The 15,360-nt window shown below is 69.8% G+C and carries 14 protein-coding genes, 1 rRNA gene and 1 riboswitch; of the genes, 3 read left to right on the forward strand and 12 right to left on the reverse strand.

Going from position 1 to position 15,360, the window contains the following annotated elements:
* The first annotated feature begins 227 nt into the window (after nucleotides 1-227).
* Complete coding sequence (locus ACZ5XZ_RS38735) at nucleotides 228-815, forward strand: hypothetical protein (RefSeq protein ID WP_468987129.1); 588 nt, start codon at nucleotides 228-230, stop codon at nucleotides 813-815.
* Nucleotides 816-1,145: 330 nt separating this feature from the next.
* Nucleotides 1,146-1,340, forward strand: coding sequence for a DUF5999 family protein (locus tag ACZ5XZ_RS38740; protein WP_393494957.1), 195 nt, complete (start codon nucleotides 1,146-1,148; stop codon nucleotides 1,338-1,340).
* 83 nt (nucleotides 1,341-1,423) lie between these two features.
* On the opposite strand, the gene gcvP is transcribed toward ACZ5XZ_RS38740, so the two are convergent.
* On the reverse strand, nucleotides 1,424-4,309 hold the full coding sequence (gene gcvP, locus ACZ5XZ_RS38745) for an aminomethyl-transferring glycine dehydrogenase (RefSeq protein ID WP_468987131.1): 2,886 nt from the start codon (nucleotides 4,307-4,309) through the stop codon (nucleotides 1,424-1,426).
* 189 nt (nucleotides 4,310-4,498) lie between these two features.
* Nucleotides 4,499-4,596: riboswitch (glycine riboswitch) on the reverse strand.
* Nucleotides 4,597-4,710: 114 nt separating this feature from the next.
* On the opposite strand from gcvP, the gene ACZ5XZ_RS38750 reads away from it, so the two are divergent.
* Nucleotides 4,711-5,115: a PRC-barrel domain-containing protein gene (locus ACZ5XZ_RS38750; protein ID WP_468987132.1), complete on the forward strand. Its 405-nt coding sequence runs from the start codon at nucleotides 4,711-4,713 to the stop codon at nucleotides 5,113-5,115.
* Here the strand turns inward: ACZ5XZ_RS38750 and ACZ5XZ_RS38755 are convergent.
* The 11 genes from ACZ5XZ_RS38755 to rrf all read right to left on the reverse strand — a co-directional run.
* Nucleotides 5,004-6,476: a DNA polymerase IV gene (locus tag ACZ5XZ_RS38755; protein WP_468987134.1), complete on the reverse strand. Its 1,473-nt coding sequence runs from the start codon at nucleotides 6,474-6,476 to the stop codon at nucleotides 5,004-5,006. The genes ACZ5XZ_RS38750 and ACZ5XZ_RS38755 overlap by 112 nt on opposite strands.
* A gap of 66 nt (nucleotides 6,477-6,542) precedes the next feature.
* Nucleotides 6,543-7,148, reverse strand: a complete 606-nt coding sequence (locus tag ACZ5XZ_RS38760) for a MerR family transcriptional regulator (protein WP_384442992.1) — start codon at nucleotides 7,146-7,148, stop codon at nucleotides 6,543-6,545.
* 188 nt (nucleotides 7,149-7,336) lie between these two features.
* The gene (locus ACZ5XZ_RS38765) at nucleotides 7,337-7,810 is read right to left on the reverse strand and encodes a bifunctional nuclease family protein (RefSeq protein ID WP_006606439.1); all 474 of its coding nucleotides are present in this window, start codon (nucleotides 7,808-7,810) and stop codon (nucleotides 7,337-7,339) included.
* A 53-nt stretch (nucleotides 7,811-7,863) separates the two neighbouring features.
* The gene (ftsR, locus tag ACZ5XZ_RS38770; RefSeq protein ID WP_468987136.1) at nucleotides 7,864-8,613 is read right to left on the reverse strand and encodes a transcriptional regulator FtsR; all 750 of its coding nucleotides are present in this window, start codon (nucleotides 8,611-8,613) and stop codon (nucleotides 7,864-7,866) included.
* A 17-nt stretch (nucleotides 8,614-8,630) separates the two neighbouring features.
* Nucleotides 8,631-9,476, reverse strand: coding sequence for an FHA domain-containing protein (locus tag ACZ5XZ_RS38775; protein WP_468987138.1), 846 nt, complete (start codon nucleotides 9,474-9,476; stop codon nucleotides 8,631-8,633).
* 118 nt (nucleotides 9,477-9,594) lie between these two features.
* Nucleotides 9,595-10,554, reverse strand: coding sequence for a DUF881 domain-containing protein (locus tag ACZ5XZ_RS38780; protein WP_468987140.1), 960 nt, complete (start codon nucleotides 10,552-10,554; stop codon nucleotides 9,595-9,597).
* A 5-nt stretch (nucleotides 10,555-10,559) separates the two neighbouring features.
* Nucleotides 10,560-10,892 carry a small basic family protein gene (locus ACZ5XZ_RS38785; protein ID WP_003984969.1) on the reverse strand — a complete coding sequence of 111 codons (333 nt, stop codon included), beginning with the start codon at nucleotides 10,890-10,892 and terminating at the stop codon, nucleotides 10,560-10,562.
* Nucleotides 10,889-11,821 (reverse strand): DUF881 domain-containing protein, encoded by a 933-nt coding sequence (locus ACZ5XZ_RS38790; protein WP_468987142.1) that lies wholly within the window; start codon nucleotides 11,819-11,821, stop codon nucleotides 10,889-10,891. The genes ACZ5XZ_RS38785 and ACZ5XZ_RS38790 overlap by 4 nt, the downstream gene beginning before the upstream one ends.
* Nucleotides 11,822-11,896: 75 nt before the next feature.
* On the reverse strand, nucleotides 11,897-14,392 hold the full coding sequence (locus ACZ5XZ_RS38795) for a sugar phosphate nucleotidyltransferase (protein WP_468987145.1): 2,496 nt from the start codon (nucleotides 14,390-14,392) through the stop codon (nucleotides 11,897-11,899).
* A 121-nt stretch (nucleotides 14,393-14,513) separates the two neighbouring features.
* Nucleotides 14,514-15,122 (reverse strand): CDP-alcohol phosphatidyltransferase family protein, encoded by a 609-nt coding sequence (locus ACZ5XZ_RS38800; protein WP_468987146.1) that lies wholly within the window; start codon nucleotides 15,120-15,122, stop codon nucleotides 14,514-14,516.
* A 143-nt stretch (nucleotides 15,123-15,265) separates the two neighbouring features.
* Nucleotides 15,266-15,360: ribosomal RNA gene (rrf, locus tag ACZ5XZ_RS38805) — 5S ribosomal RNA — on the reverse strand; the annotation flags it as partial.

Here is a 15,360-nt window from a genome sequence, read left to right on the forward strand (position 1 = left end):
ACGTCGTGTCGCCGGGCGTTTGTCTGCGCCCCCCCCCCCCCCCCCCCTCCCTCCCCCCCCCCCCCCCCCCCCCCCCCCCCCCCCCCCCCCCCCCCCCCCCCCCCCCCCCCCCCTACCCCACGCCCGGCCGCGGCCCCGGGGCCGGCCATGCTCTGTCCCCGCCCGCAGACAGCGCCGTTTGCACCCGCCACGCTCCACCGTGTCTCTGAAGTGAGAGGCGACCCACCATGCCGCTGCACGTTTCCCCCGCCCCCGCGTCCGCGTTGCGCAGCGTTCTCACCGCCCTCGGCTCGCCCACCGCGGTCCGCGAGGCCCCCGCCCCCGGGCTGCGCGCCCATCAGGGCCCGCTCAGCCCCGACCACCCGCTGCCGCTCCACGTATGGGACGACGTCAGCAAGGCCGGCGGCACACCGCTGACCCGTTTGGCCGGCTGGAGCTTCCTGGTACGCGGCGGGGAGCGGGCCGTGGCGACAGCCGAGGCGATGCTCACCGCGGACGGCTGGGCGTTCGCGCGCTTCTGCGGCGGCCCCTATGTCGCCTCGACCGAGCGGGCACTGGTGCAGGCGGAGGCGCTGAACGCGCCCTACCAGCCGCGGTTGCTGTCCGTCCCCGAGCTGTACATGCTGACGCTGTGGCTGCATCACGACGTCTCCGCCGACGGCGCCGAGGGCCTGCCCGCAGCGGGCGATCTGCTGGTACCGCTGGCGCCCGCCCCGCCGGGGATCGCCGCCCACCGTCCGCACCACGTCGCCGATCTGCTGCCCCGGCTCACCCGCCGGCTGACACCCACCCCACTGCTGCGCGAACCCGCCTGACCCGGCGCGCCGGCCGCGCATCCGCGCCCGGCGCACACCGGCCGACCAGAGCGTGCCCCGCGTCCCTTCCCGGCCGCGGGGCGCTGCCGCGCTCACCCGCGCGGGCTAGTCCGTCGATACCACTGCCAACGCCCTTGGAGGCGAGCGCAATTGGAGGCAACCGCCCGCACGGGTGACGCGTCGATACCGAGTGAGTACCGCTGCTGCGAAATCCCTGCGGAATCCCGTCCGTAGGGCAACACTGGAACCGACCGAAGAAACGGGGGAGCGGCCATGACCACCACATCGAGCCGCACGACGTTCACCACACCGCAGCGAAAGACAACTTCCATGTGTCAGCACCAACCGCCTTGCCCGTCAGCAGACTCCACCGACCGGGAGGCCGCACACCTTGTGGCGCACCACCCCGAGCAGGGCTGGAGCCTGCTCTGCAACGGCGTCCTGCTCTTCGAGGACACCGGTGAGCTGCTGCCGGACGGGCAGGTCATCGCCCCGCACCGGACCCGGGTCACCGCAGCCGCCTGACCCGCGAGCGCCCGGCACTTACCACAGGGCCCCCGGCAGATCTGCCGAGGGCCCTTGATGTTGCCCTGATGGGCTGGTGCTGATCAGTTGTCGTACTCGTCGAGCGGGGGGCAGGAGCAGACGAGGTTGCGGTCGCCGAAGGCACCGTCGATACGGCGCACCGGCGGCCAGTACTTCTCCGACGCCGTGACGCCCGCCGGGAAGACGGCCTCCTCACGGCTGTAGGCGTGGGCCCAGTCGCCGCCGAGCGCGGCCGCGGTGTGCGGGGCGTTGCGCAGCGGGTTGTCGTCCTTGTCCCACTCCCCCGAGCCGACCTTCTCGATCTCCGCACGGATGGCGATCATCGCGTCGCAGAACCGGTCCAGCTCGTCGAGGTCCTCGCTCTCGGTCGGCTCGATCATCAGCGTGCCGGCCACCGGGAAGGACATCGTCGGTGCGTGGAAGCCGTAGTCGATCAGCCGCTTGGCGACATCGTCGATGCTCACGCCGGTCGCCTTGGTCAGCGGCCGGACGTCGATGATGCACTCGTGCGCCACCAGGCCGCCGGGGCCGGTGTAGAGCACCGGGTAGTGCGGCTCCAGGCGCTTGGCGATGTAGTTCGCGCTGAGCACCGCGACCTGGGTGGCGCGCTTGAGGCCCTCGCCGCCCATGAGGCGGACGTACGCCCAGGAGATCGGCAGGATGCCCGCCGAGCCCCAGGGAGCCGCGGAGATCGGCCCGACGCCCGTCTCGGGGCCCGCGGAGGGCTGCAGCGGGTGGTTGGGAAGGTACGGCGCCAGGTGGGCGCGTACGGCGACCGGGCCGACACCGGGGCCGCCGCCGCCGTGCGGGATGCAGAAGGTCTTGTGCAGGTTGAGGTGCGAGACGTCGCCGCCGAACTTGCCCGGCTCGGCGAGTCCGACCAGCGCGTTGAGGTTGGCGCCGTCGACGTAGACCTGACCGCCGGCGTCGTGCACCGCGCCGCAGATCTGGGTGATGTGCTCCTCGAAGACGCCGTGCGTGGAGGGGTAGGTGACCATCAGGACCGCGAGCTCGTCACGGTGCTTGTCGATCTTGGCGTGCAGATCGTCGGCGTCGACCTCGCCGTCCTCACCGGTCTTGACGACGACGACCTTCATGCCCGCCATGACGGCGCTGGCGGCGTTGGTGCCGTGCGCCGAGGACGGGATCAGGCAGACCGTGCGCTGCTCGTCCCCGTTGGCGCGGTGGTAGGCGCGTACGGCCAGCAGGCCGGCCAGCTCGCCCTGCGAGCCGGCGTTCGGCTGGATGGAGACCTTGTCGTAGCCGGTGACCGTGGCCAGCCGCTCCTCCAGCTCCTGGATCAGCGTCAGATAGCCCTGGGCCTGGTCGGCCGGCGCGAACGGGTGCAGCTGGCCGAACGCGGGCCAGGTGACCGGCTCCATCTCGGTGGTGGCGTTCAGCTTCATCGTGCAGGAGCCGAGCGGGATCATGCCGCGGTCCAGCGCGTAGTCCTTGTCGGCGAGGGTGCGCAGGTAGCGCAGCATCGCGGTCTCGGAGCGGTGCTGGTGGAAGACCGGGTGAGTGAGGTAGTCGTCCGTGCGCAGCAGCTCCTGCGGCAGCGCTTCAGCGGCCGCCGCGTCCAGCTGCTCGACGTCGCCCTGCACGCCGAAGGCGCCCCAGACGCCGGCCAGCTGCGCCCGCCCGGTGGTCTCGTCGCAGGCGATGCCGACCAGGTCGGCGTCGACCTGGCGGAGGTTGACGCCGGCCTCGCGGGCGGCGGCGACGACCTCGGCGGCCCGGCCGGGCACCCGCGCGGTCAGGGTGTCGAAGTACGCACCGTGCACGATCTCCACACCGCCCGCCCGCAGGCCCTCGGCGAGGACGGCGGCGTAGCGGTGGGTGCGCCGGGCGATGGTCCGCAGGCCCTCGGGGCCGTGGTAGACGGCGTACATCCCGGCCATGACGGCGAGCAGCACCTGCGCGGTGCAGATGTTGCTGGTGGCCTTCTCACGGCGGATGTGCTGCTCGCGGGTCTGCAGCGCGAGGCGGTAGGCCCTGTTGCCGTCGGCGTCGACGGAGACGCCCACCAGGCGGCCGGGCAGGCTGCGGGCGAACTGGTCGCGCACGGCCATGAAGCCGGCGTGCGGCCCGCCGAAGCCCATCGGGACGCCGAAGCGCTGGGTGGTGCCGACCGCGATGTCCGCGCCGAGCTCGCCGGGCGAGGTCAGCAGCGTCAGGGCGAGCAGATCGGCGGCCACGGTGACGATCGCGCCGAGCCCGTGAGCCTGCTCGATGAGGGCGCGGGGGTCGCGCACCGCGCCCGAGGCGCCGGGGTACTGCAGCAGCACACCGAAAACGCCCCGCTCGGCGATCTCGGCGGGGATGCCGTCGGACAGGTCCGCGACGACGACCTCGACGCCGGTGGGCTCGGCGCGGGTCTGGATCACGGCGACGGTCTGCGGCAGGCAGTCGGCATCGACCAGGAAGACGCCCTGCTTGACCTTGCCGACGCGGCGGGAGAGCGCCATCGCCTCGGCGGCGGCGGTGCCCTCGTCGAGCAGGGAGGCACCGGAGGTGGGCAGCCCGGTCAGCTCCGCGACCATGGTCTGGAAGTTCAGCAGCGCCTCGAGGCGGCCCTGCGAGATCTCCGGCTGGTAGGGCGTGTACGCCGTGTACCAGGCCGGGTTCTCCATCACGTTGCGCAGGATCACCGGCGGGGTGAACGTGCCGTAGTAGCCCAGGCCGATCATGGGGGACAGCACCTGGTTGCGCTCCGCCAGGCCGCGCAGCTCCTGGAGGACCTCGGCCTCGGTACGGCCCTGCGGCAGGCCGAGCGCCTCCGCGCTCTTGATCACATCGGGTACGGCGGTGGCCGTGAGCTCGTCCAGCGACCCGAAGCCGACGTGCGCGAGCATCTTCGCCTGCGCCTCGTGGTCGGGGCCGATGTGCCGGCGCTCGAACGGAATGCCTTGTTCGAGCTCGGTCAGGGAGATGCGAGTGGTGGTCATCTGCGGGGGCCTCCTGGTCAATGCGACCTACGAGGGGCACCACGGCGCGGGTGCCCGGACGGCCTCCCCCTCTGTCATCTCAACCTGAGAGCTTCACCGGCCCGCGCGAGGCGGCCCGGCTTTCACCGTCGGTGAGGAGGGGTTCCGGCGCTGTGCTCGTCCGTGGCCCGCCCTGCTTTCCAGAGTGACCTCGTCCATGCGGTACGTGTGCCTGAGAGATTCCGGGGAGGATTTGCTCCTTCGGCGCCCTGGTCGCGAACGACAAAGGACTCTCCCGCATGGGTTCTGCGGCCATTGGCCAGCCTACCAGCGCACCACTCGAAGGATCCTTCGAGTGGCCGGGGCATGAAATGTGCCGTTTGGTAGTTGTCACAGGGCAGTTGCGACCAATTGGAGGGGTTGTGCAAACCGATATCGATCCCCGGAGCCTGATCGGCCGCAAAGCGTTCGACCGGAACGGCGCGAAAATAGGCACGATCGACGAGGTCTACCTCGACGACGCGACGGGGGAACCGGAGTGGGCGGCCGTGCGCACCGGACTCTTCAGCCGGGATGCGTTCGTCCCCCTTGAACCCAGCAAGATGGTCGGTGAGGGCCTGCACATCCCCTACGACCGCAAGCTGATCAAGGACGCCCCGGACTTCGGCGTGGGCCGCCATCTCTCCCCTGAGCAGGAGCTCCAGCTCTACCACCACTACCGGCTGGATATCTCCTCACCGGAACCCGGTCCGGCGTCCCCGGGCACGGAGGGCGGCTCCGACGGCTCGGACAAGGACTTCGGCAAGATCGCCGGCTCGGAGGACTGACCCCCTTCCGGCCCGCCGCCCACCAGCGGCAAGGGCTCACCCGGCCGCAGCGCCGGGTCCTCGACGGCAAAGGTCCGCACCCTCCCCGGTGCGGACCACGGCGTCTCGAAGCGCACGGTCACCCTCCCCACGCCGCTTCCCTGCACCCATCCGGCGCCGAACTCGTCGTGCACCACGTCCAGCCCCGGATGCCAGCGTCTCGGCCGCTCCTCCTCCGGTTCCCCTCCACCGGGCCCCTCCCCACCCGGCTCCGCGGCCGCCCGCGCCAGCTCCCCGGCCTCCCGCTCCGTCGCCAACTGGGCGAACAGATCCTCCTGGGTGAAGTCGGCCAGCCCGCTGACCCCCACGCCCAGCAGCCGCACCCCGCCGGTGGTGTCCACGGTCTCCAGCAGCCGCACCGCGGCCTCCCGTACGACCGAGGGGTCGTCGGTGGGCCCGCGGAGGGTCTCGGAGCGGGTCAGCGTCGAGAAGTCGTAGTTCCGCACCTTGATCACCACCGTGCGCCCGGAGCGCCCGGCCGCCCGCAGCCGCTGGACACAGCGGTCGGCCAGCCGCAGCATCTCGGTCCGCACCCGCGTCCGGTCGGTCAGATCGACCTCGAAGGTGTCCTCGACCGAAATGGACTTGGCGTCCCGCTCGGCCACCACGGGGCGGTCGTCCTGGCCCAGCGCCATCGCATGCAGCCCCGCGCCGTGCGCCTTCCCCAGGAGCCGCACCAGCTCCGCCTCGCCGGCCTCGGCGGTCTCCGCGACGGTGTGGATCCCGGCCCGGCGCAGCGTCTCAGCCGTCGCGGGGCCCACCCCGGGCAGCGTCCGCACCGTCATGGGGCCCAGCAGCTCCCGCTCCGTGCCGGGCTCGATGACGACCAGGCCGTCCGGCTTCGCCGCCTCGGACGCGATCTTCGCCAGCATCTTGGCGCCCGCGAGCCCCACCGAACCGGTCAGTCCCGTCGCGGACCGGATGTCGCGCCGCAGCCGCTCCCCCACGGCGCGTACGGCGGCCGTCTCGGCCGGGACCCCGCCCGCTTCCAGGTCCACGAACGCCTCGTCCAGGCTCAGCGGCTCGACGAGCGGTGACAGCTCGTGCAGCAGCTCCATCACCGTGTCACTCACCTGGCGGTACAGGCCGAAGCGAGGGCTGAGATAGGCGGCGTTGGGGCACAGCCGGCGCGCCTGGGCCGTGGGCATCGCGGAGCGGACCCCGAAGACCCGGGCTTCGTACGACGCCGTGGCGACCACACCCCGCGGCCCGATCCCGCCGACCACCACGGGCTTGCCGCGCAGGCTGGGCTTGGCCGCCTGCTCGGCGGCCGCGTAGAACGCATCCATGTCCAGATGCAGAATCGTCGGCGCGGGTCTCACACGTCCGATGCTGCCGCATGGCACTGACAATCGACCCGATGCCGGGCCGGGACCGCTGGACGGGGCTCAGCCGGCCCTGTTGCGCCGCCGCGCCAGCTCGTCGTGCGGGTTCTTCCCCATCAGCGTCTCGCCGGTGTCCACGCGCTCTCCGTGGAGCTGTGACAGCGCACCCTCCACGTCCCGCCACACCACGCCCACCGCGATGCCGAAGACGCCCTGGCCGCCCTGGAGCAGATCGACGACCTGATCGGGCGAGGTGCACTCGTAGACCGTCGCGCCATCGCTCATCAGCGTCATCCGCGTCAGATCCGCCAGCCCCCGTGCGCGCAGATGCTGCACGGCGGTGCGGATGTTCTGCAGCGACACCCCGGTGTCCAGCAGCCGCTTGACGATCTTCAGGACGACGACGTCCCGGAAGCTGTAGAGCCGCTGGGTGCCGGAGCCGTACGCGGGCCGGATGCTCGGCTCCACCAGGCCCGTACGCGCCCAGTAGTCGAGCTGCCGGTAGGTGATGCCCGCTGCCGCGCATGCGGTCGGGCCGCGATAGCCGATGTTCTGCGCCTCGCAGTCCCCCGACACCGCCGCGGCCGGTGCCGGGGCATGGTTCGCGGCCGCGCCCGAGTGGAGCGGCAACGCCCCTTCCGCCGCCATACCGTCGCCGGTGATTGCCACGCCGCCCTCCGTCCTCCACGTCCCGGACGGGACCTGCCATATCGACGGTATGCAGTCACTCGGGGTGCGTCAACGATCGCCGCGCTCGCCACGCCGAGTGATAATCACCCTACGAGTGGTTTCTCGTGACCTCGCGCGGGGAATGGCTAAATAGTTTGGCCGGAATCAGCCCCTTCACCCGGCCGGCGTCACTGGCTGTTGGTGCCGAAGTCCTCGGGCGAGATCTGGTCGAGGAACTCGCGGAACTTCTCCACCTCGTCCTCCTGCTCGTCCGGGATGGCGATCCCCGCGTCGTCCAGCACACCGTCCGTGCCGAAGATCGGCGTTCCGGTGCGCAGCGCCAGCGCTATGGCATCGGACGGGCGGGCACTGACCTCGACCCCACTGGCGAAGACCAGTTCGGCATAGAAAACCCCCTCGCGCAGGTCCGTGATGCGGACCTGGGTCAGCTCCTGGCCCACCGCTTCGAGCACGTCCTTGAAAAGGTCGTGCGTCAGCGGCCTGGCAGGGACCATGCCCTGCTGGGCGAAGGCGATGGCGGTGGCCTCCCCTGGCCCGATCCAAATGGGCAAGTAACGGTCGCCTCCCACCTCCCGCAGGAGCACGATCGGTTGGCTGGAAGGCATTTCCACCCGGACACCCACGACGTCGAGCTCGTTCACACAGCAACCCTAGGACGTGCCCGGCAGGTTTGGGTAGTCGAGCACTCTTTTGCTCATGGCAACCGGACGCGAAGAGCGCTCTGCACCAGCGCCGCATGGAGCCGTACGGAGAGCGTCGCCAGTTCTCTGGCGGTGGCCTCCGCATGAGCCCTGGTCTGTGGATTACGGTGCCGCCGAAGGGGTGCAACGACCTGTTCGACCAGGCCGGCCTCGCGCTCGGCGGCCGCCTTCACGGCACGCAGATGCCGCGGCTCCAGGCCGAAACGACCCAGGTCCGCGACGAGTTTGGCCACGGTGACGGCCTCGATGTCGTATCCGCCGTCCGCATGGGGGACGATGAGTCCGTACGACTCCCAGTCGGCGAGCGCCGCCTCGTCCACCTCCACGGCGGCCAGCAGCTCGGCCCGACCGATCCGGGCAGCCGTCGGATGGTCCTCACCCTGGCAGGAGACGCCCTCGACCAGGTCGAGCGAGGGCGCGGCCGGAGCGGGCAGCTGCACCTGCTCACCGCGCTCCAGGGCGTCCAGATGCTCCCGGATGACCTTCAGGGGCAGATAGTGGTCCCGCTGCATCCGCAGGACGCTCGCCAGCCGATCGACGTCGGCCGGCGTGAATTTCCGGTATCCGGAAGGCGTGCGCTTCGGCTCGACGAGCCCCTCGGCCTCCAAGAAGCGAATCTTGGAGATGGTGACCTCGGGAAACTCCTCGCGCAGCACATTGAGCACCGTGCCGATGCTCACCGGCTTGGCGCCCGAGGAGGCGGTGCCGACGGAAGCGGCACCGCCCTTCGGTGTATCGCGCATATGCCTTCCCTGACCGGTCAGATCCCGGCGCCCCGCTGGCTCGCGTAGAAGACCATGCGGTACTTGCCGATCTGGACCTCGTCGCCGTTGGCGAGCGCGACCGAGTCGATCGGCTCACGATTGACGTACGTGCCGTTCAGGCTGCCGACGTCGGCGACCGTGAAGATGCCGTCCGCACCGCGGCGGAACTCCACATGCCGGCGCGAGACCGTCACATCGTCGAGGAAGATGTCGCCCTGCGGATGCCGGCCCGCCGTCGTCAGCTCGCTGTCCAACAGGAAGCGGCTGCCCGAATTCGGACCCCGGCGCACGATCAGCAGCGCCGAACCCAGCGGAAGGGCTTCGACCGCGGCCTGGGCCTCCGGGGACAGCGACGGCACCAGATTCTGGCCCGTCGTCTCCGAGTCGTAGGCCTCCAGCCCCGAAATGGAGATCGTGGACGTCGTCTCGGACGCCCGCTCGGCCTGGGCGCCCGGGCGCAGCGGCGCACCACAGTTGGAGCAGAACCGGCTCGCCTCGGCGTTCCGGTGCCCACACCTCGTACATACCGGCAAGGCCGACCCTCCACCCGTGCGTGAGGCCGATGGTTCCTCGGAACCTATGCGGGCGGCACCGGAGGGGTCAACAGAACCCGCGCCGTGCCCCCCGGACGGACCGCTGACCTCGTCACGGAAGAGCGGACGCTCCGCCGCCTCACCACTTTCGGGCTGGCGCGGAGCGCGGTGCCGCGCGGAGCCGCTGCCGCCCTCCTGGCGCGCGCTCTTGCCGAACAGCTTTCCAAACAACTTCACGGGCGATTCCCCTTGAACGAAACAGACCCGCCCGTGGGGCAGGACGAACCCTCGATGCACACACCGGCCCATCCGGACATCCTGTGAACGTCCGTGGCCTCCAAACAGTTTCCACCACACACCACACGCACGGTGCGTCGACCCCCCGCTACCTCATGCCCTCGCCGGGCACTCGACATACCTGCACACCTCACTGCGATGACGACCGAGCGTAGTCAGGCCGCTTCGCCTCTCGCAAGGCATCCACAATGATCTTCCCCCGACGGGTCACAGACACCTTGGCCTGCTCTTTTTCCAGCGTCTGCACCACTCCGCCGGGGATGTTCAGCGCCGGCTCCAGGTCCTCCGGCTTGCCGATGACCTTGAAGCGGTACGGCTGCGTGACACGCTCGCCGTCGATCTCCACCCCGCCCCGGATGTCCGAGAGGTAGGTGTCCGCGACGACCCGTACCGAATTGACCTGGATGGCCTCGGCGCCGGCCGCCCGCAGCTCCTGGATGGTGTCCAGCAGCTTGTCCGCCTCGACGGAGTGCGTCGGGTCGTCGATGGTCAGGTTGATGCCGGGCCCCTGCGCCGCGACGGTCCCGGCCAGCACACCCAGCTGCTGTTCCTTCTCCACGGTCTGCTTACGGGCCTCCTCGGCCTGGTCCGAACTGTTCTCCAGCTCGGTCTTCTGCCCTTCCAGGCGCCGCTGTTCGTCCGTCAACCGCTGGGAGCGATTGTCCAGCTCGTCCAGAATGCGCACCAAGTCCTCCTGGCGCGCACCCCGCAGCGCACTGCTGTCACTTGTGGAACGTACCTGAATCGCCAGACCCAGGCCGAGAATGAACAGGAGCAGCGCAACGATCAGTTGAGCCCGGGTCAACCGCGGCGGCCACAGGCTCGCCGCGAGCCGCTCCCGGCCGGTCTTCGGGCGCTCTCCTTCTCCGCCACCGCTCACCGCGTCAGGAGTCGAGGAGTCTGCCGCTTTACTCGACTTCTGTCCAGCACTGTCCGTTTCCCGGGTTTCGTCCCCGTCCTCGGACGCCTTCCGCTCAGAGGTGCTCCGGCTCTCGGGCGGCATCGGCCGCCGCCCCACCGGGCTGCGCTCCTGCTCGGGCTCCGGTCGCTCCGGCTGCTTCCCCGGCTCCGGGGTCTCGTCCGTTGCCATCCGTCTCACGCCCTGAAGACGTGCCGGCGGATCGCCGCGGCGTTGGAGAAGATCCGGATGCCCAGCACCACCACGACGCCGGTGGAGAGTTGGGCGCCGACGCCCAACTTGTCGCCGAGGAAGACGATCAGCGCGGCGACGACGACGTTCGACAGGAAGGAGACCACGAAGACCTTGTCGTCGAAGATGCCGTCCAGCATCGCGCGCAGACCGCCGAACACGGCGTCCAGCGCCGCGACGACAGCGATCGGCAAGTAGGGCTCGACCACCGTCGGCACCACGGGTCGGACGACGAGTCCGACCACGACTCCCACGATGAGGCCCAGTACGGCGATCACGATGTGCCCTTCCCTGTGTCGGCGCCGCCCGACCTGGCGGCACCGGCCTGCGGCTTTGCGGTACGTACGATCAAACTGGGCGCGGGCGGCAGCGTGACCTCACCCTCCGCGGAAATCCTGGTGCGAACGCCGTAGTTCTCCTGCAGCACATGCAGGTACTGGCCATCGGCGCTGTCCTGGAACGCGGTGCTCAGCCGCTGCCCGTCCCCCACCGCCAGCACCGTATAGGGCGGCACCAGTGGCTTGTTGTCGACCAGTATGGCGTCTCCCGCGGCTCTGATCGCCGAGAGTGACGTAAGCCGCTGCCCATTGACGGAGATGGCCTCCGCACCGGACTCCCACAGGCCGTTGACGACGCGCTGCATGTCCCTGTCGCGTACCCGCCCGGTGTCGGAGAAACCACTGCTCTCGCGCGGCCCGCCGCCACCGGACTCCGCGCCCTTGGCATCGTCCACGACGAGTTTCACGCCGGGTCCGGTGACCGGCGTCGAGCCCGACAACAGGGCCAGCAGTTCGGCCTTGCCGCCGCCGTGCTGCTTCAGCGCCTCACGCTGCATCCTGCTGACGTCGCCCCGCAGCGCGTCGACCCGCTGCTGCAGCTTGTCCGCCTCGCCGGTCCCCTTCTGGATGCGGTTGATCAGCTCTTCGCGCTCCTTGGCCAGCGTCGGTGCGGATATCCGCGCCTGCGCCGCCCCGACGGTCACCACGAGCGCGGCCAGCACCAGACCGGCCGCCAGGCCCAACTTCGCCCGCAGGGTACGCGGCAGCCCGCGCACGCCGGCTTCGGACTTGCGCGCGGCCGCCTCGGCATACCCGTCGTCGAGGCTGTGATCCATCACGTTGGTCAGCAGCGACATGGACGCATCGGGGCGCGCGGCCGGCGGTTTCGGGGTGCTCCGATCGGGGCGCTGCTGCGACATGCCGCACATCGTCCCACGTCGGCCGCGCAGTCTCCCAACGGCCCCACCGGCGTGCCGATCAACGGCCCGCCGGTGGGGTCCGGATCAGCGGCCGGCGCTGTCGACCACGGCCGACCACTCGTCCAGCAGCTGCTGGGCGGAGTCGTCGTCCGGTCCTTCCGCCCACAGGTGGGTGACCGCCTCGGCCGGGTCCGGCAGCACCAGGATCCAGCGTCCGTCGGCCTCCACGACCCGTACGCCGTCCGTGGTGTCCACCTCCCGGTCACCGGCCGCCTCGACGACATGCCGCATGACCAGTCCCTTGACCGCCCAGGGGGTCGCCAGATCGCGGCGCAGTACATGCGCCCGCGGGATCCGCGCGTCGATCTGGCTGAGCGTGAGCTGGGTGCGCGCCACCAGGCCGATCAGCCGGACGAACGCGGCCGCGCCGTCGAAGACCGAGCTGAACTCCGGGATGATGAAGCCGCCCAGGCCGTCCCCGCCGAAGACCGTGCCGTCCGCCCGCCCCACCCGGGTCAGATCGTCCGGCGAGGTGGTCGTCCACTCCACCTGTGTGCCGTGGTACGCCGCCACCTGCTCGGCGATCCGGGTGGTGGTCACCGGCAGCGCCACCCGGCCGGTGCGCCGTTCGGCGGCGACCAGGTCCAGCATGACCAGCAGCGCACGGTCGTCCTCGATGATCCGGCCGCGTTCGTCCACGAGCGAGAGTCGTTCGCCCACGGGGTCGAAGCGCACGCCGAAGGCGGCCCGCGCCGACGCCACGATCTCGCCGAGCCGGACGAGCCCGGAGCGCCGTGCCTCGGCGGTCTCGGTGGGCCGGGCTTCGTTGAGCCCGGGGTTGATGGTCAGGGAGTCGACCCCGAGCCGCCCCAGGAGGCTGGGCAGGACCAGGCCCGCGCTGCCGTTCGAGGCGTCCACGACGACCTTCAGCCCCGACTCGGCGATCCCGGTGGTGTCCAAGGCCCGCAGCAACGACCCGGTGTACGAGTCGAAGACGCTCGCCGGGAAGACCAGGTCACCGATCTCGCCGGGGAAGGCGCGCCGGTACTCCTGACGGGCGTAGACCCGGTCGAGCTTGCGCTGCCCGGCCTGCGAGAGGTCGGCGCCCCGCTCGTCGAAGAACATGATGTCGACGGAGTCCGGTACACCGGGCGTCGTACGGACCATGATGCCGCCGGCACTGCCGCGGGCGGTCTGCTGGCGGGCGACGGGCAGCGGGACGTTCTCCAGGTCGCGTACGTCGATGGCGCTGGCCTGCAACGCGGAGATCACCGCGCGTTTGAGCGCCCGGGCACCACGGGAGTGGTCACGTGCGGTGGTGACCGTGGAGCCCTTCTTGAGCGTGGTGGCGTACGCCCCCGCGAGCCGTACGGCGAGTTCCGGGGTGATCTCGACGTTCAGGATCCCGGACACGCCCCGGGCCCCGAACAGATGCGCCTGGCCGCGGGATTCCCAGATCACCGAGGTGTTGACGAACGCACCGGCCTCGATGGTCTTGAACGGATAGACGCGCACATTGCCCTGGACGATCGACTCCTCACCGATGAGGCATTCGTCGCCGATCACCGCGCCGTCCTCGATCCGGGCGGCCCGCATCACGTCGGTGTTCTTGCCGATCACACACCCGCGGAGATTGGTGTGCTGCCCGAGATAGACGTTGTCGTGCACCACGGCGCGGTGCAGGAAGGCGCCGCTCTTCACGACGACATTCGAACCGACGACGGTGTGCTCGCGAATCTCCACGCCCGCTTCGACCTTGGCGTAGTCACCGATGTACAGCGGCCCGCGCAGCACCGCGTCCGGGTGAACCTCGGCGCCCTCGGCGACCCACACTCCGGGCGAGATCTCGAAGCCGTCGATTTCGACATCGACCTTGCCCTCGAGGACATCGGCCTGGGCCTTCACATAGCTCTCGTGGGTGCCGACATCCTCCCAGTACCCCTCGGCGACATAGCCGTAGATCGGCTTGCCTTCCTTCATGAGCTGCGGGAAGACATCACCGGACCAGTCGACCGGCACATCGGGCTCGAAGTAGTCGAAGACCTCCGGCTCCATCACGTAGATACCGGTGTTGACGGTGTCCGAGAAGACCTGGCCCCAGGTGGGCTTTTCCAGGAAGCGTTCGACCTTGCCGCCCTCGTCGACGATGGTGATGCCGAACTCGAGCGGATTGGGGACCCGAGTGAGGCAGACGGTGACGAGGGCGCCCTTTTCCTTGTGGAACCGGATCAGATCGGTGAGGTCGAAATCGGTGAGGGCGTCACCGGAGATGACGAGGAAGGCGTCGTCCTTGAGGGCTTCCTCGGCGTTCTTCACGCTGCCCGCGGTGCCGAGTGGCTTTTCCTCGTTGGCGTAGGTGAGCTCCATTCCGAGCTCTTCGCCGTCCCCGAAATAGTTCTTGACGAGCGAGGCAAGGAATTGCACGGTCACGACGGTCTCATTGAGACCATGCCGTTTCAGCAGCCTCAGCACATGCTCCATGATCGGCCTATTGGCGACCGGAAGCAGTGGCTTGGGCATGCTGGACGTCATGGGGCGAAGGCGTGTTCCTTCGCCGCCGGCCATCACAACGGCCTTCATGTCGGAAGCGTCCTCCTCATAAGAGACGACGGTCTTGCCGACTTCACTTGTCCAGATCGCCCACTGTTTCTGTGCTCGCGTACGGGCGCCGGCCCTTGCACAATCTGCCGGTTCGGAGAGCTCAGTCGGCTGTGGCGTCCGCCCTGATGAGTCGGCGGACCTGGACCACGTACAGGATCCCTGCCCACCAGTAGAGCGCCGTACCCCAACCTGCGAACGCCCATCCGAAAATAGCAGCGAGCGTGTGAAGCCAGCCCCTCCCGTCGCTCAGCAGGAGCAACGGGAAGGCGTACATCAAGTTGAACGTAGCCGCCTTGCCCAGGAAGTTCACCTGGGGAGGGCCATATCCGTGACGCCCGAGGAATCCCACCGCGATCAGCAGCATCAGTTCGCGCGCCAGCAGGGCCGCGGTGAGCCAGACCGGCAGGACCTCGCGCCAGGTCAGGCCGACGAGGGTGGACAGGATGTAGAGGCGGTCGGCCGCCGGGTCCAGGATCCGCCCGAGGCTGCTGATCTGGTTCCAGCGCCGGGCGAGCTTGCCGTCCAGGTAGTCGCTGACACCACTCAGCGCGAGGACCAGCAGTGCCCAGCCATCAGCATTCGGACCATCGAATACCGGCCACAGGATCAACCACAGGAACACCGGCACGCCGACGAGGCGAGCCATGCTCAGGATATTCGGGATGGTAAGGACGCGATCCGTCTGGACCCGCGTCTCCTGGACCTCCACCGCGGGGGCCTCCTGTGGGAAATGTGCCAATGATGCCCCCTGACCTTACCTGGCCCGCCGGCCGCGCCGTACCGCGGGTCCCAGGATCCCCGGAACGCAGAAATGCCCCGCACTATAACGGTGCGGGGCTTCCCACAAAGAAAGTTCGGCGGCGTCCTACTCTCCCACAGGGTCCCCCCTGCAGTACCATCGGCGCTGAAAGGCTTAGCTTCCGGGTTCGAAATGTAACCGGGCGTTT

Source organism: Streptomyces sp. NPDC033270 (genome assembly GCF_055576575.1).